The organism is Chitinophaga filiformis (assembly GCF_023100805.1).
Classification (GTDB): domain Bacteria; phylum Bacteroidota; class Bacteroidia; order Chitinophagales; family Chitinophagaceae; genus Chitinophaga; species Chitinophaga filiformis_B.
In genome coordinates this window covers 2,498,178-2,522,262 of the sequence record NZ_CP095855.1, presented here as the reverse complement: position 1 = coordinate 2,522,262, position 24,085 = coordinate 2,498,178, and the positions used below count along the sequence as shown (strand labels likewise).

The 24,085-nt window shown below is 49.4% G+C and carries 6 protein-coding genes; all 6 read right to left on the bottom strand.

The window, feature by feature from the left end; translation table 11 throughout:
• Position 1: 1 nt before the first annotated feature.
• Genes MYF79_RS10405 through MYF79_RS10380 form a run of 6 tightly spaced genes read right to left on the bottom strand, consistent with a single transcriptional unit; the run spans position 2 to position 24,029 of the window.
• Complete coding sequence (locus tag MYF79_RS10405) at positions 2–721, bottom strand: thioesterase II family protein (protein WP_247813809.1); 720 nt, start codon at positions 719–721, stop codon at positions 2–4.
• A 9-nt stretch (positions 722–730) separates the two neighbouring features.
• Complete coding sequence (locus MYF79_RS10400; protein WP_247813808.1) at positions 731–2,383, bottom strand: ATP-binding cassette domain-containing protein; 1,653 nt, start codon at positions 2,381–2,383, stop codon at positions 731–733.
• 22 nt (positions 2,384–2,405) lie between these two features.
• On the bottom strand, positions 2,406–4,283 hold the full coding sequence (asnB, locus tag MYF79_RS10395; RefSeq protein WP_247813807.1) for an asparagine synthase (glutamine-hydrolyzing): 1,878 nt from the start codon (positions 4,281–4,283) through the stop codon (positions 2,406–2,408).
• A 9-nt stretch (positions 4,284–4,292) separates the two neighbouring features.
• Positions 4,293–6,380, bottom strand: a complete 2,088-nt coding sequence (locus tag MYF79_RS10390) for an SGNH/GDSL hydrolase family protein (protein ID WP_247813806.1) — start codon at positions 6,378–6,380, stop codon at positions 4,293–4,295.
• Positions 6,381–6,401: 21 nt separating this feature from the next.
• Complete coding sequence (locus MYF79_RS10385) at positions 6,402–8,156, bottom strand: carbamoyltransferase (RefSeq protein WP_247813805.1); 1,755 nt, start codon at positions 8,154–8,156, stop codon at positions 6,402–6,404.
• Positions 8,157–8,177: 21 nt separating this feature from the next.
• Positions 8,178–24,029, bottom strand: a complete 15,852-nt coding sequence (locus MYF79_RS10380) for a non-ribosomal peptide synthetase (RefSeq protein ID WP_247813804.1) — start codon at positions 24,027–24,029, stop codon at positions 8,178–8,180.
• Between the last annotated feature and the right edge of the window lie 56 nt (positions 24,030–24,085).

Here is a 24,085-nt window from a genome sequence, read left to right as displayed (position 1 = left end):
ATTATATGGTGTTTTTTAAGGAAAATCCAGCATAAACGTTCCGCACGATCAGGCTGGCTATTGCAGTGGTGTGTTCGAGAATGAAGAAATGATCACCCGGATATTCGCGGAGCACAATAGGAAGCATTGTCTCCCTTTGCCAGGCCTCCGCCTGTTCACGGCTGATCCTGTCTGACAAGCCGTTGAAAACAGTAAGGGGTATATGGAATGGCTCACAAGGGGTATACTCATAAGTCTCCACCGCTTCAAAATCTGCACGGAGTATAGGTTCGTACAATTCCAGTATTTCACTGCTGTTCAATATTTCATCGGTTGTACCACCCAGCGAACGTAACTGCTCTATGAACTGCGGCCTGGGTAACTTGTGATAATCCGGCATATCCCTTCTCATGGAAGGTGCCCGGCTACCGCTGATAAACAGGTGTACCGGCAATGGCAGTTGCGCATCCCTTATCTTCTTCGTTAAAAGATAGGTCAGCAAGCCGCCCATACTATGGCCATATATGGCATATGGTTCCTGCAGCTTCGCCCTTACCTGCCTGAAAAGGTCCTCACACAAGAGATCCAGTCGCTTCAACAAAGGCTCACCATAGCGGGTGCCCCTTCCCGGGTAATCCAGCGGAATGGTAGTCAGGGAACTCCCTATTGCCTTCTCCAGCGGCAGGAATGAATAGCGGTTGCCACCTGCAAAAGGGATACAAAACAGATTAACATTTACCATCTTGAAGGCTTAATTTTCGACTACCTTACCGGCATATACCGGGCTATCACTTACAATTTTTCCGTAGTTAAACTTGATGATGCGCGTGGCACAATCATAATAATCATCATCGTGGGTAATGGCAATGATGGTCTTTCCCTTTTCTTTCAGCAGCGGTAATACCTGCTGGTAAAAGTATCTCCTGAAACGGGGGTCCTGTTCCGCCGCCCATTCATCCAATACGATCACTTCCTTATTTTCCAACAGGGCGTAAATAAGTGCAAGCCGTTTCTGTTGCCCTTTGGAATATTTCTTACCCAGGGTCTTCTGCTCTCCGTCCAGCTTCAGGATCTTTCCCATATCCATCAGCTCTATATACTCCGACAACTGTTCATTGGCGGCGGTTAACTCAAAGCCATCATAGTTGTCATTGAATAAATAATTGGTGGTAAACACAGCGCTCATGCTGTCACTGTAATTTACATAATTCTTATCGCTGATCTCACGATCGTTCAGATAGATCTTGCCTGAATAAGGCCTGTAAAGCCCTGACAGTAAATAACCAAATGTGCTCTTGCCACTGCCGTTCCCACCTGTTACAAACACGATCTCTCCCCGCTGAATGGCAAGATCAAAAGGCTCCAGGTGAAATCCCTGTTCCTTTCCCTTATCGTAACGGTAGCTTACACCTTCAAAACGTATGCTGTCGAACGGCTCCTCCGCCAGGTTAACAGTAGCAGCAGTATGGCTGTCAAGGGCATCCAGCATACTGTCAAATACGTTCAGTCGCTGCACAGATATCTTAACTGCGGTATATGTAGGCACCAGGGTTAATATAATGGCAATCGGTCCTATAAGATACAAAATAGTGATCAGAAATGCAGATGTTTTTGCAATGTCCAGGTGGAACATAACAGGCAGTACAAACATGGTAATACCCATTACAATATACCAGCTATAGCTACCTATCAGCTCATTATCCATGTACTTGACGGAAGTACCTATGGATATGTTCCTCCCTGCTTCCCTGTTCTTTATCAGGAAATTGTCGAATATGGAAAGATTCCTGACAATGCTCATCTTCAGCTCCTTAAAGCCATGCAGCAGGTCTTCCAGGTGTTTATAGTACACATTCTGTAAATCGCGCTGCCTGTTCAGGTCGGCTTCAATCGCCTTGTTGCGCACAATATAGAACACCAGCAATGCCGCCATCACCAGCAACACAAATGCAGCTCCCAAGGGGGCTATCCAGAACAGGTACCCGAAGCAGCAAAGGATCACTACGAAGGCATTGAACGCATTCATAAATACTTCCGGTGCATGTGCCAGTACCTTTGTATCGTTGATGGCTGTATATACCTTCTCATTGCCCAGCGATTCAAAATCTTCATAGGAGGCATGACGCAGTTTGGTGAGTATCGTGAGCTCGAAGTCAAACAATATGTTGTTGGTCAGCCGGATCATGTAAGCCTGAAAATACCTTGAACAGACCAGTGAGGCTGTTACAATTACAATAAAGATCAGCCAGTTGTATTGAGGGAATACAGGAAATGGCTTACCTGCAATAGTGCTGTTGATAAAGATCAGCAAACCTCCGTTCAGCAAACTATTAAACACGCCCAACACCACCACATACCCGATCGCTTGTTTCGATTTCTTTATCAGTGTATCGAGAAAACCCATAAGAATAGTTTTAATAGAGATTCTATAAAGAAGGCACTTCAAAGACCTCCGAGAATATGTTGAACGTTAGTATGATGATGAGCAGGTCCATATCATAAGGCGGGGTAAGGATAAAGTCCTTATGCGTATACATGGCCTTCAACCTTTCTACCGTATCGGGGTTGAAATATCCTCTTCTTTTGATGTAGTCGTAAGACAACAGGTCGTTCACCCATTCATTGTTATTCTTCAGTAACTGCGGACTACCAGGCGCCACAAACCCAAACTTCTCACGGTCGATAATTTCCCTTGGCACATATTTATCTGCCAGTCGTTTGAGAATATACTTCTCCTTCATATTCTTCAGCATCAGCCCCGGAGGTATCTGCCGCACAAATTCTACCAGTGGTACGTCCAGGAAGGGATAACGCCCTTCTACGTTATTGGCCAGCGTCATCCTGTCGCCATGATCAGCGATGAGGTGCCCCGCCAGTCTGAGTTTAAAGTCTACATAAGAACGCTGGTGGAAAATATGCCTGTTCTGTAAACGCTTATGTGCTACCGCAGGCCGGCGGAGGCAATCAAACTGGCTGTACACATCATTAACGCCTGCGGAATAAAGCGCTTCTTTGGTGCTTTTAAATTCATATTCATTCTTCTCGTAGATGAAGTCTTCATTCCCCCACAAGGTTTTTCTTACCTGGTCTTCCATCAGGTAGTCCAGGTCTTTTACAACGCCGTTCTTCGCACGCTGGTAGTCAAACTTATAACCTGCATATCCGCCAAACAGTTCATCAGCCCCTTCTCCTGACAGGATCACTTTGATCTGCTGGTCCTTTGCTTTTCCGGACAATGCCAGCGAACAAACATTATAGGTTTCTTTCAGTGGCGCTTCGGAAAAGTATACCACCTGTTTCAACTTATTGTCCAGGTCTTTCCAGTTGAACTCCACCTCGTGATGCATGGAGCCGATGTGCTCACTCATGAGCCGCTGATAGCGCTGTTCATTGATCTCCTTATTGTCGGGCGAGCCGGAAAAACAAATGGAAAAAGAACTGAAGTCCCTGCCGTTCTTCAGGCTGCGCATGGTAGCGCCGATAATAGACGAATCAAGACCTCCGCTCAGGTAAAAACCAACCGGCACATCGGCATGCATACGGTACCTGACAGATTGCTGTAACAACTCATCCAGCTGTTCTATGTAATAAGATTCCGTTCTCTCTTCAGAGATATGCGCTTCTTCGGGGTATTCCAGGTCCCAGTACTCATGTAGCTCCAGCTTACCATTGCTGTACAAACCATAGTATCCCGGCTGCAGGCTTCGTATGTGTTTGAACATGGTGACAGGCGCTATATTGGCCGGGAAAGAAAATACCTGGTCAAGCCCGCCGAGGTCCACATCCCTGGGCATACCGGGGAATTCCAGCAGCGCTTTCATTTCGGATCCGAACAGGAACACGTGTTCCTGCTGACTATAGAACAAGGGACAAATACCGAAATGGTCCCTCGCAAAGAATAGTGTCTGTTTATTCTTATCATACAGGGCAAATGCAAACTGCCCGTTCAGCATATTCAGGAATCCGGTTCCATATTCGCGGTACAGGTGAAGGATCACCTCTACATCGCATGCAGAACGGAATATATGCCCCCTGGCCTGCAGGTCAGCCCTTAAGGCTTTGTAGTTATAGATCTCCCCATTGCAGATCATCACGATGCTTTCGTCTGCACTGAAGAAAGGCTGTTGCCCGTGTGCGAGGTCTATAATACTGAGACGGCGGAAGCCAAAGCCGACATGCCCGTCTGTATAACTGGTGGCATCGTCTGGTCCGCGATGTTCCATCTTTCCTGCCATCCGTCTTAATATATGCTCATCAACGGTCTGCTGCCTGTTATTGTAAATGATCCCGGTTATACCGCACATAAGAATAGTTTAATTGAGCTCGAAATGAGTAGCTGTATTGCTTGTAGCCGTAAACGTTACGATCTCACCAAATACATAGAAAGCTGCGTCCAGGATAGCCTCGTCTGCTGTGGCCCGTTGTTCCGCAGCCGCCAGCTGCTCCGGCACCGGCCAGCAGATGGTGACGGTATTGATACCGTTTGTACAGATATCTGCAGGTACCGTCAGTGAATGACGGGTCCATTTCCCTGATACCTGTACTTCACTTACCTGTATGCCATTTAATAGCACGGTGATCTTACCCTCCTCCGTTAATCCGGGCACACGGAGCGAGATATCAAAGAATACCGGCTCGTCTTTGGCAGCTACCAGGAAGAAGACAGATTGTGCATCCCGGGACTGATAGAAGGCTGCTTTCGTTCCCTGGTATTCATCGTATGAAGTAGCGTGGTAGAATGCCTCCAGCAGGTTCACTGCCTGCATAGCCACGCCATGTTCCTTATTTCTCAGGTCATCCACATACTTACTGAGATTAACACCTGCAGTCTGTAAGGCGGCCACCATTGCATTCACCAGGTCTATTTCCATGGTCTTGCCCCCACGGGGATGCAGCAGCGCGTGTACATACCTGTCCAGGCGGGTGTTTCCTGTTACCAGTATTTCCAGTGTTTTGCAGAGATTATTGGAAGCGCTGCGGCTCATCATATCACAGTAGTAGATCATGGTGCGGGCAATCTCTTTTGAATATTGCAGCGCCTTTACGCAGTGATGATACAATATCCCATACTGCTGGCCCCAATGTGCATTATGAATGGCGGCAAACAGGTGCGCCATGGCATGTACTTCCTGGTCGGGCCTGATGCTGGCTGCTGGCACTTTACCATTCGCCTTATTACCTGAAAGCGCGAGGATCCTGTCGGCTACGGCCTGCATGGCTACCTGTATACCTTCGGCAGTAAAGTGGCAATAGTCCAGGAACAGGTCCCTGCCGGGTATTCTTCCGTCCAGGTGACGGCTGAATACTTCCGGAATGTCTACTACATCTATATTGTGCCCTGCCGCTTCCCGCAAGATGGTCTGCCTTGTAATGTTGAACATACGCGGCTTACTATTTGTGCGGCAGAACAGGGCGGTGTCTCTCGCCGTTTCAAGGTAAACGCGGGCTTTGTCGTATTCCTGCAATAACAGGTGCGCGTCGGCCAGCAATTCATATCCGTAAGGATGACTGGGGTCTAACGCTATCATCGTGCCGGCCTGCGCAATAGCGTCCTGTGCATCTTTAGCTTTTAAGGCCAGCTCCGCCTGGTCTCTCGCGGCTATCCAGCCGGCAATGCCATTATCCGGCAGCCTCGATATAAAGCGCTCTCCCGGTGTACTTCTGCAATCCAGCAGATTGAATTCCGGTATCGCAAATATTACCGGCAATGCAGGCCCTCCTACTGTTCGTACGTACGCCAGGAAGTCCTGTACCAGTTTAGCAAACAATTCTTCCAGTATCATTCTCGCACTGCCGATATCCTGGTTTACCACTAACGCTTCTCTTACGCGGGACAAATATGTTTTATCAGTCAGTATCATATTCACCAGGTCATCCCGCCAGTTATTACCGGCCAGGAACAATACCATATCGGGCTCCAGGTCGAGCGCTTCGCGATAACGTTCTTTCAGCCCCGCCATACCCAGGTTGGTTTCCGCCAGGTCTATTACTTCGAATTCATCTTTATCGGCATTGCCATTCAATAAAGTACCCAGCACCTGTGCAGGTGTAAAACCAGGGTCCAGCAGAAAGCCACGGGCAACAGATTCGCCCAGCAGCAGCACCCTTTTGCGTTGTCCTTTAGCCGGGATCGTGGGGATGTCTGCAAAATATGTCCAGCGGGCTTTCCTGGCTACATCCCGGCTATACACAATTTCGCCATCTACCTCTTCCGGTTTGTAAATGCCGATATGCCCTGTTGCGGTGAATGCTGGTAATGATGTATCTGCAATCTGTTCATTGCTAATACCCAATTCTTCGAACAGGGTATTGACTGCTATAGTGGACGACTGCCCGCTGCTCAGTAATACTGCCAGGGCGTCTGCTTTTTCTCTCAGTGCTGATGATGGTCGTACAGACATAATCCTCTTTTTTAATTAAGATCAGATAAAAGTGTAGACATTAGGATTCAGTTCAAATGAAGGACGTTCCAGGAGATTCTGGTTGATCATCTCCAATACGCTGGTATCATTGTTTTCATTGTCAATGATAAAGTCCTCCAGTATCAGGCAGTCGATATCGGTGGTTACGAAACATATCAATGCTTCTTCAGGATTACATACTATCGGTTCATCTCTCACATTGAAAGATGTGTTCAGCAGGATAGGACAGCCTGTCAGATCAGCAAAAGCTTTCAGTAATGCCGCAAACCGTGGATTTGTCTTTTCACTTACAGTCTGGACCCTCGCAGATCCGTCTACATGGGTGATAGCCGGCAGATCGAAGGAAGAAATCACCTGGCAGGTTTCCAGCATAAAAGGAGAAGGATGATCTATATCGAAATGTGCCGGTGTTGCCGATTCCAGTACCGCCGGCGCAAAAGGCCGGAATGCTTCACGCTTTTTTACCATAGCATTGATGCGGTCGCGCATATCTGCGCCCCTGGGGTCTGCCAGTATTGAGCGGGCGCCCAGTGAACGCGGCCCAAACTCCATCCTGCCATGGAACCAGCCTATCACCTTTCCTTCTGCCAGGCGCTGTGCTACCTGTTTCACCAACTCGTTCTCATCCGGGTGCTGGGTGTAACGCAGCGAAGTGGCGCTCAACAGTTTTCTGATCTCTGCAGCGCCATAGGAAGGTCCGAGGTAAACATGTTCCAGCTGGCTGGTCATTCCTTCTCCGGATAGATCAGTATGTGCCAATGCGGCTGCTCCCAGTGCACACCCTGCATCTCCGGCAGCGGGTTGCACGAAGAGTTGCTTAAAAGGGCTATTCTTCAGGATCTTCCCGTTCGCCACACAGTTCAGGGCTACACCTCCTGCCATACACAGATTTTCCGCTCCTGTCTTTTCATACAGGTAACGCGCTTTCTCTATCAGGATCTCTTCCAGCACTACCTGCAGACTAACAGCAATGTCTTCATGCACGGGAAGTATGGCTGTTTCCTTTTTCCTCGGCGCCAGACCGAATAATGCAGGCAAAGCTTCACTATACATTTTCTCTCCCTTCAGGAAGTCAAAGTATTCCATGTTCAACTCATACTGACCAGCCTCACCATTCCTGATCAGCTGCCTTATTTTATCGACATATAAAGGTTTGCCGTAAGGCGCCAGTCCCATTACTTTATACTCACCACTGTTGACGCTGAAGCCCAGGTAACTGGTAATGGTACTGTATAATAATCCCAGTGAATCGGGGAAAGAAACTTCTTCAAACAGTTCCAGTTTCGCACCTTTACCTATGCCATAGGTAGTGGTAGCCCACTCTCCCACACCATCTACCGTGAGAATAGCGGCATGGTCATAACCGGAATAATAATAACTGCTGGCAGCATGCGACAGGTGATGTTCATAGAACCTGACAGGGCCATCATATCCAAACTGTTCCCTGATCTGACGTTCTACGGCTGCATGATCTGTATTCCGTATACTATCGGCAGTGATCAACCTGCTGCCACTCCAGAGTTGCCTGGATAATTTCTTTACCGGATCTTCATAATAGGCGATGCAATCAATATCCGAAATGGTGATGCCTGCTTCTTTCAGGCAATAGTTAAAGGCTGCCTTTGGCAGATCGGGATCATTCTTTTTCCTGCTGAACCTTTCTTCCTGCACCGCAGCTTTCAATACGCCGTCCTGGAGTATACAACAGGCTGAATCATGGTAAAAGGCAGAGATGCCAACTATATTTAAACTCATGGATGATGATTTTTATAATGGTTAAAAACCTTTGTCTATAGTAGCGCTGAACATGTCAGACTGGAAACGTTCTTCTTCACGCTCTGCTGCTGTGAGGTAATTGAGTGCGGTTAATGCCAGGCCGGGCTGCACCGTCACAGCTTCCATCAGCTGTTGCAGGTGGAGTAGCATACGTTCAATGCGCGCCCTGTCATAGATATCGGTGTTGTATTCTATGCTGCCGCTGATATGTGTTCCCTGGTCTTCAAACTGGAAGCGGAGATCTCCCTTACTGATGCCAGGATCGATCGCTGCGGGCGTGATCTGTACATGGGCCATTTCAGGCAGTGCAGTGGCTTCTACCTGTACGTTCTGTAATATCAATACGACATCAAACAATGGCGAGCGACTAAGATCCCTGTTCACTCCTAATTCTTCTACCAGCCTGTCGAAGGGGTACAGCTGGTTATCGAATGCTTCCAGCGCTGTTTGTTTTACTGCAGACAGTAAGGTATCAAATCCGCCCTCTCCGTTGATATTGCTTCTCAAGGCGAGTGTGTTCAGATAGTAGCCGATCTGCCCCTCGAGATCCGGATGATCACGACCTGCTACCGGTGTTCCTACAATGATATCCTGCTGGCCACTGTAGCGGAACAATAACAACTTCACGAGCGACAGTAAGCCCATAAACATCGTTACCTGACGTTCCTCCAGGAATGAACGCCACCGGCTACTGAGCTCAGGGCTCCATTCAAAGAGGTATTGCTGTCCGTTATAAGTCTGCACAGCTGGTCTTGGCCTGTCTGCCGGTAATTCCAGTACCGGTAATGTTCCTCCCAGCTTTGACAGCCAATAACTACGTTGCGCCTTCAGGCGAACGCTGTCCATAGCTGTTGCCTGCCAGTGTGCATAATCCTTGTATTGCAGGGGCAATGGAGGCAATGTAATTTCCGCATCTGCTACATAAGCATTGTACAGATGCAATACTTCCCTTACCAGTATCTGCAATGACCACTCATCTGCTACGATATGATGGATGGCGAATAAGAGCACATATGCTGTATCCTCACAATGAAGTAAGGTGACACGCATCAATGGTCCCGTGCCAAGATCGAATGGCGATAAGGCTACGTGTTTTTTGTATGCTTCTACCATCTCATCCTTATCGGCTGCCGCTCTCAGGTCTTCATATTGTATGCTGACATTGGGCTGTATGAGTATCTGCTGTCTCGGCACACCACTGTTCAGTACAAACACTGTTCTCAGGCTCTCATGGCGCAGTACCAATGTGGTAAATGCGCGCTGCAGCAACGCAGGGTATAAGGTACCTTCCAGCTGATAGCTCATGAAAATATTGAACGTAGCCTGCCCCTCCATTTGTTCTTCCAACACCCACAAGCGCTGTTGCGCATAGGAAAGCGCATAGTCTGCGGCTTCCGGCACATGCGGGATAGCCAGGTAAGCGGTCTTCAATGCACCCAATATCAGTTTTGCCTGTCCCGCCACAGTAGGATGTTCAAAGACATCGGCAATGCTCAGCTGTACCTCACACATTTTGTAAATGCGGGATAGTAATTGTATCGCCTTGAGGGAAGAACCTCCCATTGTGAAGAAAGATCCATTCCGGCCAATATCCTGAGTGCCGAGTATCTGTTCCCATATATCGGCTACCAGCCGTTCTATACCGGCATGCGGCAATTCCCGTTCATGGCCAGCTAATACTGTTTCCGGACGTGGCAGGCGTTTGCGATCCACCTTACCATTGATATTCATCGGGAATACTTCCAGCCAGATGTATGCTGCCGGCAGATGGCTTTGTGGCAATACCACTGCCAGTGCATTTCTCAATTGTGCTGCTTCGTAAGGCCGGCCGGTATAGTAACAGATCAGTTCCTGCTCTTCATGCAGTACCAGTTCTGTCTGTGTAATGCCTTCCTGCTCCAGGATAGCCGCGCGCACGCCTGCCGTTTCCACCCTGACACCATGCAACTTCACCTGCTCATCTTTCCTACCCAGCAGTTCAAGTATTCCTCCGGGAAGATAACGTCCCAGATCGCCGGTACGTACCACCTGTACTCCTTCCAAAAAGGGGTGCGCTATAAATATGTCTTTGTGAACGGGTGACAGATAGCCTTTTGTAATGAAAGGACTGCTGATATACACTTCCCCGATCTCACCTTCCTGGCAATAGTGATTGTTATTTAACACTCCTATGGCAGTGTGCGTAATAGGTTGCCCCACGGGGATGACTGCGCCAGGCGCCAGTTCAGCTTCTGGTATATGATAGTAGGTCTTTAATACGGTTGTTTCTGTCAAACCATAGAGGTTTGACACTTTGGCCGCTGCACCCTGTACGGCTCTCCAGTTGATCACATCCCTGCCATACAGGCGCTCCCCTGCCAGCACCACCTGTCGCAGGGCGGTTAAAGCCCCTTGCAGGCTGGCGGTGATCAAACGGAACAATGAAGGAACCGTTTGCAGTATCGTGATCCGGCTATCGGCTAACCAGGCAGTGAGCTGGTCCATCTGCAAACGAATGGCCGGCGATGGAATATGTAAGGTAGCTCCTGTCATCAGTGCAGGGAAAATATCTTTCAGTGAGGCATCGAATGTTACAGGCGCCAGCTGGCTGATATGATCATCTGCTCCAATATTGAAAGCAGCCGCATGCCAGTGTGCGTAATGACTGATACTACCCTGGCTTCCCACAATACCTTTGGGCATTCCGGTAGAACCCGAAGTATAGTAAATATAGGCCGGCATATCGCTGGTAAGCTGTGCTGATGCCCCTGCGATTGTAGCTTCCAGCGCTGCCGGCACCAATATCCTGGCGGTATGACCGCTTTGCTGCAGTATTGCTTCCCAGGTTGACACCTGCTCACTCTCCGTGATCACTATAGCCGGTGCTGCCTCTTTCAGTATATAGATCAGCTGCTGTACGGGCATGGTGACATCCATGGGCAGGTAGATCATGCCGGCTTTGAAACATGCCAGCAAACTGCTTACCTGCGTGATCCCTGCTTTTAATGCAACAGCCACGGTTGATTGTACGCCGGTGCACTGTTCCAGGTGAGCGGCCAGCATATGATAACGTGCTGCCAGCGCTTCGTAACTGATATCACCCTCCCCATCGATGATAGCTGTTTTATGAGGCTGTTGTAATGCCTGCGCGTCTATCACAGCTGTGAGCAATGGATATACAGGCGCTGGTATAACGGCATTGAATGATGCGACATGTTGTGTTGCATCGTCCCTGTAGGCCAGCGATGACACAGGTGCTTCCGGCGACTGAAGTACCAACACCAGCAATGCCTGCAGGTCTTTAATGATCTGCATTACACGTTCCCTGTTGAAGAGATCTGTACTATATTCAATATTTCCGCTGATATAACCGTCTTCTTCCGCGAAGAGGAATCGCAGATCGCCTTTGCTGGTTTTCAGCTCTCCCGGCAGGGGAACGATGTCCACGCCTTCCATTTCCAATGCATCCAGGCGTTCCAGGCGGATGTTCTGCAGTATCATCACCACGTCAAAAACGGGGTTCCGGCTGAGGTCTTCTCCTGCGCCCAACAGCTCTACCAGTCTGTCAAAAGGATAGACCTGGTGTTCAAACGCATCTGTGGCGGTTTGTTTCACGTGCTGCAGTAACACGTTGAATCCTGCATCGCCGTTCACCTGGGTACGTAAGGCCAGTGTATTAAGATAATAGCCGATCTGGTCTTCCAGGTCTGCATGATCTCTTCCGGCTACCGGGGTGCCTACAATAATATCCTGTTCGCCGCTGTAGCGGTATAAGAGCACTTTTACAAGCGATAATAATCCCATGAACAATGTAGCCTGATGCTCCTGTACATATTGCTTCAGCCTTGCACTACTTTCTTCAGACAAACGGAATGTCAGCTGCTCTCCGTTGAATGATGGCACAGCCGGCCTTGGCCTGTCGGACGGTAAGCTGAGTTGTGGCAAGGTTCCTCCCAGTTGTTGCAACCAGTACTGTTCATGTTCAGCTAAGCGTTCCCCGCTCAGTTCCTGTGCCTGCCATAGTGTATAGTCCTTGTATTGAATACGCAAAGGCCTCAGCGGATTCTCCTCACCTTTTACACCGGCATTATAACTGATCAGCAGATCTTTTATTAACACCTGCATAGACCACTCATCGGAAATAATATGATGCAACGCCAGGAGCAGTACATGCTCTTCCGCTCCGGTCTGTAACAAGGTTACGCGCATCAGCGGTCCTCGGTCCAGTACAAATTTCCACTCTCCTGCCTGGCGGATACGGGTGATGATCGTTTCGTCCTGCAGCTGTACATCTTGCAGATCTTCATACATTATCCGGAAGCCGGCTTCCACTATTTGCTGCATTGGGATTCCCTCGCGACTGACAAAGATTGTCCGCAGACTTTCATGTCTTGCCACCACCGCTGCAAATGCAGCTTCCAGCACATCCTGTTTCAGCGGCCCGACGATGCGATAGGCTTCAATGCCATTGAAGGCCTGCACATCCTTCAGGCGCAGGGTTTGCAGCCATAAGCGTTGCTGGGCGTGCGACAGCGGGTAGTATGCAACTTCCGGCGCCACAGGTATTTCCCTGAACTGCTGTTGCTGCGCCTGATCAATCAATGCTGCCAGGCTTACCAGCACAGTATTCCCGAAAATATCCCCGATGGATAACTGCACGCCAAAATCACGGTATATTCTTGTGATCAGCTGGATGGCTTTCAGGGAGTGACCACCGGATAAAAAGAAATCGCTGGAGAACCCGATATCGCCTCGTTGTAGTATCTCTTTCCAGACAGCCAGCAGGCGCTGTTCTGTCGGGGTTCCTCCTGTTTCGTCCGCAGCTGCTTCCTGGTCTGCAGGAACCGGTAAATGCCGGTAGCTGATCTTCCCGCTCCTGTTAAGAGGCAGGGCTTCCAGGTGAATGAAGCGGGAGGGTATCATATATTCCGGCAGGCTCCTTCCCAGGAACTGCCTCAATAAAAGCCCGTCAATCGCATTTTGAGCCGCATAATAGGCCACCAGGTGTTTGTCGTCCGCAGTAGTCCTCACAACGACAGCAACGCCGTTAATGCCCGGGAAAAGCGATAATGCCTGCGCAATCTCATCTTTCTCTATCCTGAACCCACGGATCTTCACCTGGTTATCTATACGTCCGCTGAACTGCAGGTTGCCATCCGGCAGCCAGCGGCCTTTATCGCCTGTTCTGTACAGCAAGCCGCTGCCAAAGGGATTGGCAATAAATTTATCTGCCGTCAGGCCCGGACGGCCAAGGTATCCGGCCGACAGGCCAGCGCCCGCGATGCACAGTTCTCCATCTATTCCCACAGGCTGGACCGCTGAAGCGGTATTCAATACATATACCTGCACATTTCCTACCGGCCTTCCGATAGGCAACGCACGTTTGCCCCTGTCTGATCTGCTCACTTTATAGAGGGTGGTACATACTGTATTTTCCGTAGGCCCATACCCATTATAGCAGGTGGTATATTCACCGGCTTTCAGTAAAGCTTCTACCGGCGCCACATCTCCGGCGGTGATCATGAAGCGTAATACAGACAGTTTTTCCGGAGGCAGCATGGCCGCAAAAGCAGATGGGAATACAGCAGCGGTAACGCCTGTTGCAACTATGCAGTCCAACAGCTTTTCCACATGCTTTACCACGTCTTCTTCCGGTATTACCAATACGCCACCGTTACCTATTGCCATGAAGGTTTCGAAAACAGCGCCATCAAAAGAGAAGGAAGAGAACAGGAGCACCTTGTCTTCCCTGTTGACAGACAACACATGCCGTTGGTTAAGGACCATATTTACAGCACTGCTATGCCTGATCTTTACGCCTTTCGGCTGACCGGTAGATCCTGAAGTATAAATAATATAGGCCAGGTCATCGGCGCCGGTTGTTATCGGCGGGTTTACTGTTGGCAGGTCTGCATTATACAGCTCGATATCCATTACTACCAGCGGTCCGCCGAAGTAATCAATATCAAACATGAAAGCAGATTCCGTCAGTAATATTTTTGCGCCGGCATCTTCCAGCATAAACCGGATACGGTCCTTCGGCAGCTTACTATCCAGGGGGAGATAAGCCAGCCCTGCTTTCAACGCGCCCAGGAGCCCAATGATCTGCCACTCATTCCGGCCGGGCATAATAGCAGCAATATCTCCCCTTTGCGCCTGGTGTGTATCCAACAGCAATCTTGCTAACTGGTTGGCACGTTCATTCAATGTGGCGTAGCTGCAGGTCCATCCAGGTCCTTCCAGTGCAATGGCATCCGGATGAAGTCTAGCCTGTTCCTCAAAAAGATCTATCAGTGTTTCCCTGACAGGAAAAACAACCGTTGTATTATTGAATGCTGTCAGCAGTTCCTGTTCAGCATCAGATAAGATCTCAAATGTCTGCAGGCTCTTTTCGGGAGACATCAGCACAGATCCCAGGAGCTGTTCCAGGTGCGCCGTCATCCGTTCTATACGGTCGCGGTTATACAGGTCGGAATTATATTCCAGTGTCAACCCGATGCCGGAAGCGGTGTATGTAAAGAAGAAGCGCAGATCGATCTTGCTGACCGGCAACTGTATGAGGGCATCTTCTACACTTAAACCGGGCATGGCAGGCAATGGCTGTTCACTGGTATTGTCAAGCACCACTACCACATCAAACAGCGGCGCCCTGCTCATGTCACGCTCCAGGTCCAGTTCATCTACCAGTGTATCGAATGGGTATACCTGGTGTGAATATGCTTCGAGCGCGGTCTGTTTAACCTGTTGTAATAAACTGCGGAAACTTTCCTTTCCGCTAAACTGAGACCGCAGTACCAATGTGTTGATGAAGAACCCTATCTGGTGTTCCAGGTCAGGGTGTTCACGTCCTGCTGCCGGCGATCCGATGATGATGTCTTCCTGCCCGGTATAACGGTACAATAATGTTTTTACCAGTGCTACCAATCCCATGAAGAGGGAAGCACCTTCTGAAGACGCCAGCTCTTTCAGGCCATTGCTTATTATTTCCGGCAATTTGATGTATACCTGTCCGCCGTTATACGTCTGTACAGGCGGCCGTGGATGATCAGCCGGCAGGTCCAGCACGGGTATGTCGCCTTCAAATTTATTCAGCCAGTAAGCACGGTGCAGCTGTACCCTGTCGCCCGTCAGCTCTGTTTCCTGCCATGCAGCATAATCCTTATACTGTCCCCTGAGTGCCGGTAAGTCATACGGCGTATTGTTAAGCGCCGCATTATATACTGCGATCAGCTCTTCCAATATAACACGCAGGGAGCGTTCGTCTGAAATGATATGATGCATGGACAATACAAACAGGAATACCTCGTCTGCCGTCTGCATTAATTTTGCTTTCAGCAATGGGCCGTTCTTCAGATCAAATGGTTCGAGCGCCAGCTGCATCGCTTTTTTCCTGGCCTGCTCTTCTGCCTGTACATGGCCACGCAGGTCTTCTTCCTGCAATACAAAGCCGCTTTCTGTTGCCGGCCTGATACGTTGCATAGGCACGCCTTCCACTACTTCAAAGACAGTCCGCAGGCTCTCATGGCGTTCAATCAATGTATTGAATGCAGTAATCAATGCACTGCGGTCCAGCTTACCTTCCAGCCGGTAGCATACCGGCAGGTTATAAGCAATTGAGCCTTCTGGTTCAAACTGATCCAATACCCATAGCCTGCGCTGCGCATGCGATAGCCTATAATGCGCCTGTTCCCCCACATGGCTGATAGGCGTATAATTACCAGCCTGTGTGCGGTCGATCTCCGCTGCCAGATCTGACAATACCGGATGCAGGAACAGGTCTTTCAGTTCTATTCTTATACCCAGTTGTTTATACAGCCGGGTCACCACCTGTATCCCTTTCAGGGAATGCCCGCCGGCATCGAAGAAGTGATGTTTTGTACCCAGCTGCTCATTCCCCAGTACGTCCTTCCATATTGCCAGCAGTACGGCTTCGGTTGTCGTTACAGGCTGTTCTGCTACAACTGCTGTATCTGCCTGTGGCGCTTTCAGTGCTTTACGATCTATCTTGCCACTGTTATTTATTTTAAATTGCTCGACCTCTACAAAGTAGGATGGCAGCATGTATTCAGGTAAGAACTGCTGAAGATGGGCACGCAGGCCGGCACTTGTTATATTGCCTGCGGCTGTATAATATGCTGCAAGGTATTTATCAGCATCGCTGCCAAAGGCTTTTACAACCGCGGCACTAACACCGGGATAAGTCAACAGCGCCTGTTCTACTTCTCCTGTCTCAATACGGTAGCCCCTGATCTTCACCTGGTCGTCCAGCCTTCCGGTAAAATCAATATTACCATCGTTTAACCAGCGGCCTGTATCACCTGTTCTATACATGAATCCCTCTCCATAAGGGTCTTTCACAAATTTTGCTGCCGACAGTATTTCGTTATTGTAATAGCCCATTGCTACGCCGGCTCCTGCAATGCATATCTCTCCACTGATGCCTACCGGCAATAACTGTTGCAGTTCGTCCAGTATATACATCCTTACATTATGCACAGGTTTCCCAATTGGCAATCTGCCCTGCCCTGCGTCTGCAACTGTTACCCGGTAAGAGCTGGCCCATACGGTGGCCTCTGTGGGACCATAACAGTTATAGTAATCTGCAAAGGCTGCACAGGCAAGAGCTGTCGGCACATGTGCAACATCGCCGGCGGTGATGATCTTCCGAAGGAAATGCAGCTTCGCTATATCCAATGCTGTCAGGTAGGAGACCGGTAATATTACCACCGTAACACCGGCGGTTTCCATATATTCCGTCACCCTGGCAGCATCCCTGCCCAGTGCAGCGGGTATCAGCACTAATGCAGCCCCGGCTGCAAAGGCCATAAATATCTCTGCCACGGATGCATCGAAGGAAGGAGATGCAAACTGTAACACCTTGTCTGCCGCTGTAGTACCAAACTCAGACAATTCGTTATGTACCATGTTCACCACACCGGCGTGATTGACCATTACACCTTTGGGCTTGCCGGTAGAACCGGAAGTATAGATAATATAGGCCAGGTCTGATGGACCTGTGCGTGAAGACAGATTATCTTCACTTACCGGCAATTCAGGTATCTCAATATCGGCTACCAGCAGCTGTCCGTTGAAATATGTTACATCCAGCAGGTAGTCTGATATAGTGATCAGCGATGCCAGGCCGGTGTCTTCGATGATGTACCTGATCCTTTCCGGTGGATAAGACGCATCGATGGGAACATAGGCCCCTCCTGCCTTCAAAACACCAAGAATAGCGATCACCAGCCATTCCTGCTGACCAGCCATCACACCAACAGGTGTGCCCGGCTCAACACCATGCTGCTGCCGTAACACTTTTGCCAGGCGATTGGCCTTCTCATTCAGTGCGCTGTATGTCATTGACCTGTCGCCGCATACCAGCGCCAGGGCATCCGGCGACTGCCTCACTTTTGCTTCAAAGAGGTCTGTCAATGTTATACCCTGTGGATATGCAAAGGCCGTATTGTTGAATACTGACAATATCTGTGTACGCTCTGCTTCGGGCAGGATATTCAATTTTGCCAGCTCCATTTCAGGATCGCGGGCAACAGACAGCATGAGGCTTTCGAGGTGCTGCATCATGCGCAACACACGGTCTTCATCATACAGTTCCCGGCTGTATTCCAGTTTCAGATAAAGCCCTTCGCTGGTTTCCCGGAATGTAAAATGCAGGTCCACCTTACTCAATCCCGGTTTGAGCACTACTTCTGAGATCTCAATATCATTCATCTCAGGATACAGGTCTTCAGCAGTATTCTCCAAAGTGATCACGATGTCAAACAATGGCGCACGGCTGATATCCCGCTCCAGTCCCAGTTCATCTACGAGCATATCAAAAGGGTAGGCCTGGTGCGTATAAGCATTGAAAGCCGTTTCCCTTAACTCCCGCAGATACTGGCGGAAGCTGGTCCTGCCACCCGGGTAAGAGCGTAGTGGTAAAATATTCAGGTAATACCCGATCTGGTTTTCCAGGTCGGTATGCTCCCTGCCTGCTACAGGTGTACCTACAATAATATCTTCCTGGCCGCTGTAGCGGAATAAAAGGGTTTTCACCAGGGCGGTCAGCAGTATAAAACGTGTTGCATATTCCTGTCTGCACAACAGTTCTAATCCGCTGATCGCTTCCTGGCTGAACCTGTAACTTACCTGTCCGCCGCTGTAATGCTGTACCACCGGCCTTAACCTGTCTGCCGGCAGTTCCAGCTTAGGCAGCGTACCGCCTAATTGTTCTTTCCAGTATTCCCTGTGCAGCATCAGCTGTGCATCGTTCAATGCATCCAGCTGCCATGACGCATAGTCTTTATAGTGTATCCTTAAAGAGGGTAACGGTGTAATACTTTCACGCTGAAAACTGTTATAGTAAAACAACAGCTCGCGTATCAGCAGGCGAATGGACCATTCATCTGCTATGATGTGATGTATGCACAAAAAGAACAAGCACTCCTCATTTGCAGTCTGCATTAAATGCACCCGCAGCAAAGGCGCCTGCGACAGATCAAATGGTTGTAATGCCAGTTCCAGTGCCTTTGCCTCGGCTACTTTACGGGCATCCGGTTCTCTGCGCAGATCTTCCCTCACGATGCTGAACGAGAGCTGTTCCACGGGAATAATTTCCTGCACCGGGTGATCGTCTTTCATTACAAAGCGGGTACGCAGGCTCTCATGTCTTGCCAGCAATGCGCTGAAAGCACTATCCAAAGCGGTCTCATTCAATGCGCCCTGGAAGTAGTAGCTCATGGGCAGATTATATAATACTGCATTTCCTTCCAGCTGATGCAGGAGCCATAATCTCCTTTGTGCATGTGACAAAGGATAATGTTCCTGCAATGGCACTTCGGGGATATGGAAATAAGTGCTATGATCTGCTTTTCTGATGGCTGCTGCAAATGCGCTTAATACGGGATAGCGGAACAGGTCTTTCAGGTCGGCCCTGATCTGAAGATCCCTGTATATTCTTGCCATCACCTGTATAGCCTTCAGGGAATGCCCACCGAGATGAAAGAAATTGTCTGTGATGCTAAGGGTATCCACTCCCAGTATTTCCTGCCATATGGCCGCGATGATACGTTCTTCTCTTGTTGATGGCGCCACATAGACGCTTGCATCCTGTATTTCCGGTACCGGCAATGCCTTCCGGTCGATCTTACCATTGGCATTCACCGGCAGTTGCTCCAGCTGCACAAATGCAGACGGTACCATATATGCCGGCAGGAATGCTGCCAGGTAATTGCGTAAGGCGGCGGTATCTATTTTTTCTGGCGCAACGAAATAAGCCATCAGCTTTTGTTCAGCGTCAACAGTTTTCACTGCTGCTACAGATTGCACAATACCTTCATATTGGTTGATCTGTTCTGCTATCTCGCCCATCTCCACACGATATCCCCTGATCTTCACCTGCTCGTCCTCCCTGCCAGAGAAATACAACAAGCCATCGAAGCCGATTGAGCATTTGTCGCCCGTGCGATATAACAGACCATTTTCCACTGATGGCACATGGAGGAACTTCTCTGCTGTTAATGCGGGCCGTTGCCAGTAACCAGCCGATAGCCCAGCGCCTCCTATGAAAAGATTGCCCGGCACGCCGGTGGGCACCGGTATAAAATGATCGTCCAGTAAATAAATATCAGTATTCGCTACAGGTCTTCCCAGGGGAATAGCTGTATCAGCAGTCCTTAGCCGGTGCGCTGCAGACCATATGGTTGTTTCGGTAGGACCGTATACATTCCAGACCTGCGCACCTGTGTTAAGCAGCTGTGCAGCCAGTGTACGGCTAAGCGCTTCACCTCCGGATAATAATTTCATACCGCTATGGCCTGTCCAGCCATGCTCAAACAGCAAGCTCCATAGTGAAGGTGTTGCCTGCATGATGGTGGGCCGCTGCCCGCGGATCATTTCCTGCAACAGGAATGGACTGTTCACGGTCTCATTCCCTGCCAGGATCACTGTTGCGCCGTTCAATAGCGGCAGGAATAATTCCAGTACCGAAATATCAAATGAATAGGTAGTGACTGCCAGCAGGCTATCGCTGCTCCTGACGTCCAGCATGGCGGTCATGCTATACAGGAGATTGATCACTGCACTGTTGGGCACCATCACTCCTTTAGGTGTTCCTGTTGATCCGGAAGTATACATCATATACGCCAGGCTATCGCCGCTGGCTACTATAGCTGGGTTGTCCACCAGCAATGTATAAGGCGCCTTAAATACTTCCGGCATGTATACTGCTGTACAATCCTCCGTTTCTTCCTGCCGGTCGCTCAGTATAATGCGGGTATCGCTATCCTTCAGCATGTAGGTGATCCTTGCTTCCGGCAAGGATGGATCTACAGGCAGGTAAGCTGCGCCTGTTTTCAGGATACCCAATATTCCTGGTAGTAAATATTCGTTCCTGTCTGTCTTCAGTGCAATCACCTGGCCCGGTACGATCTTAAACTGCTGCAGCAGGTAATTTGCCAACTGGTTGGCGCTTACATTCAGGTCATTGTATGACCACGTCTCATTCCCCACAACCAGCGCTTTCTGCTCCGGCGTACGTCGTACCTGTTCTTCAAACAAAGCGATCAATGTACTTGTAGCCGGGTATGCCAGTTGTGCTCCTGTCAGCTGTTGCCGTATCCACGCCACTTCACGGCCGGAAAGATAGCTGATCTTGTTTAGCGGTTGCCGGCAATCTGCCAGTATGCTTTCCAGCATTTGCAGCAGGTGATCGCATGCATTCATGATCCGCTGTGCGGCAAATACGTCCGTATTATATTCCAGTGTGAGCTTTACCGTATCTCCGGTATGTGAAAACCAGAAAGTGAGATCATAGAGGCTGGTGTGTACCGGCATACCGATCTGCGATACCTGCACGCCCTGCATTTCAGGTTCCTGTTGTGCAGCCTGTTCTTCCCTGTAAATAATGGCTACATCAAATACCGGCGACCGGCTCATATCTCTTTGCAGCTGCAATTGGTCTACCAGCAGATCAAAAGGATACACCTCATGTGCATACAGTGCCAGTGCATGCGCTTTGACCTGCTGCAGCAAAGTCACAAAACCCTGCTCTCCGTCAATGCGGCTTCTCAATGGCAATGTGTTCAGGTAGAAGCCTATCTGTTGCTCCAGTCCTGCCCCGCTTCTGCCGGTCACCGGTATACCGGTGATAATATCTTCCTGGCCGGAATAACGGTATAATAAAGTCTTCACCAGCGATACCAGCGCCATGAACATGGTAGCGCCCTCTGCTTCTGCGAGCGCCTTTAAACGGCCTGCCAACGTTGGGGGTAACGTTACTGCTACCTGTGCACCTTTATAGCTTTTCACAACAGGGCGTTCATAGTCTGCAGGTAATTCCAGCACAGGCAATTCGCCCTGCAGCTGCGACAACCAGTAGTCTGCGTGTTGTTTCAGATTCGTCCCGCTCAGTTGAGTAGCCTGCCAGGCAGCATAGTCCTTATACTGGAAGCTCAGCTCTGGCAATACCAATGCAGGATCCTTATAAAAGCCCAGCACTTCGCGGATCAGGACCTGCATAGACCATTCATCTGAGATGATATGATGCAGCGCATGCACCAGCACATATTCTTCTGCTGCAAGCTGCAAGAGGCTTACCCTGATCAGTGGCGCTCTCTCCAGGTTGAAATGCACCTGGGTTTCCCTGCTCAGTATTTCATCCAGTGCCTTCTCCTGTTCTGCCACAGCACGGAGATCGGTGTAGGCGATATTCCATTCCAATGATTCCGCAGAAATGATGACCTGCCTTGGTTCTCCATCTACAGCAATGAAAGCGGTACGAAGGCTCTCATGTCTTTTTATTACTGCCCTGAACGCCCGTTCCAGTGCCTGTACATCCACCTTACCCTGCAAGCGATAGGCATCTGGCCGGGAGTATGCGGCCAGTTTATCATGCAGTTGTTCCAATACCCATAATCTTCTTTGTCCGTGCGACAAGCCATAATGTGATTGTTGTACTACAGGCGTAATATTGGGCAGGAGATGCTTTCCACTGGCATAGATCAATGCTGCCTGTGCGGCGATGGATGGAGCATTGAAAACATCGGCGATAGATAGCTGCACTTCCATTTCGCGGTAGATGCGGGAAACCAGCTGTATTGCCTTGAGTGAAGAGCCTCCGGAAACAAAGAAGGATGCATTTCTGCTGATCTTCTCATTACCCAGTATCCGCTGCCAGATCTTCAGCAATTGTGTTTCCACTCCTGGTAGGGGGGCCTCATACTTATCATCTTCCAGCAGTTCCCACGGACGCGGTAGTTTTTTCCTGTCGACCTTACCGTTTATATTCAATGGGAAAGCAGGAAGCCAAACATAGTAAGCAGGCAGATATTCCTTCGGGAGTGTTGTTTCCAGCAATGCTCTCAGTGTGGCAGGTTCATATTCTTTACCGATATAATAGCAGATCAGTTCCTGCTGGAATTCATCGTTTGTATGTAATAATAACTCTACCTGTTCGATGCCATCCTGCTTTAATGCCACTGCTTTTACGGCATCCAGTTCAACACGTACGCCATGCAGCTTTATCTGTTCGTCTCTTCTTCCCAGCAGTTCGAGGTTACCATCTTCCCTGTACCGGCCAATGTCGCCGGTGTAACACACTATATCCTGCCTGTCGCTCACCAGCGGATTCTGCACAAACAGCCTGCTGTTCAGTGATGTATCCAGGTAGCCTTTGGTCATGAAAGGGCTCTTGATATAAATATCCCCGATTTCACCGGGAGCGCAAATCTGGTCCTGGTTTACCACGGCTATCATGCTATTGCTGATAGGCACACCTACCGGGATGGTTTCTCCCGGGTCCCAGTTCCAGGACTGAATATGATAACAGCTTTTCAGTATGGTAGTCTCGGTGAGGCCGTACATATTGGTCAGGCGGGTCTTTTCACCGTTTACCTGTCGCCAGTTCAGCACATCTTTCCCATACAGTTTTTCCCCTGCCAGTACCACCTGTTCCAGCAATGGCAGATCGCGGCCTCGCTCTTTCAGCGATTTAGTGATCAACCTGAATATGGAAGGTACTGTTTGCAGTAGCGAGATCTCTTTCTCATGTAACCAGGCCGTCAGCAGATCGCTTTGTTCCTTTACACCTGCGCCCGGTACATGCAGTGTGGCGCCTGCGGTGATAGCCACCAATATATCCTTCAGAGATGCATCAAATGTAACAGGCGCCAGCTGACTGACGCGGGTGTTGTCATTCACATTAAAGGCGCCCCTATGCCAGTGTATATAATGCGCCAGGCTTTTGTAAGAACCAATGATGCCTTTACTTATGCCGGTGGAGCCGGATGTAAAGAATATGTAAGCGTCGGATTGTTTGTCAATGGCCAGTCCCGGGTCTGTAAACTGCTGGTCGTCCAATGATATATCTGTACGTACATACCTGTAACCATCCCATTGCCACAACATGGCAGGTTCTTCTTCCGCGCTGATCACGCCCATCTCCTGCAGGTCCAGTTCTTTCAGCAGTCCATGCATGGAAGAAGGAAATACCAGTAATGGCGGCATAGCTCCGCCCAATGAAGCGAGCATAGCCTCCAGTGCAGGCTGATGGTCGCTTTCTGTTATGATGAATGCAGGATTAGTCTGGTTAAAAATATGATGGGCAGGTGTGCCGGTATTGCGGGATAAGGGCAAATACACCACGCCTGCTTTCAGGCAACCTAACAATGCGCTGACCAGGTGAACGCCGGAAGGCAATATCACTGCAACATTGGCGCCGCTGCTGATATTGAGCGACAGTACCAGGTGTGCAATCCTGTTGCCCTGCTTATTCAGCTGCTGATAGGTAATACTATAGTGATCTTCTTCCACAGCAGTTTTTGCGGGGTATCGTTCAGCAATATCTTCAAAAACAGTATGGATCAACTCTTTTATCATACAAAAGCAGTATATTTTTTGAAAACGAAATAGCTCCGCCAGACCGCCCTGGAAGG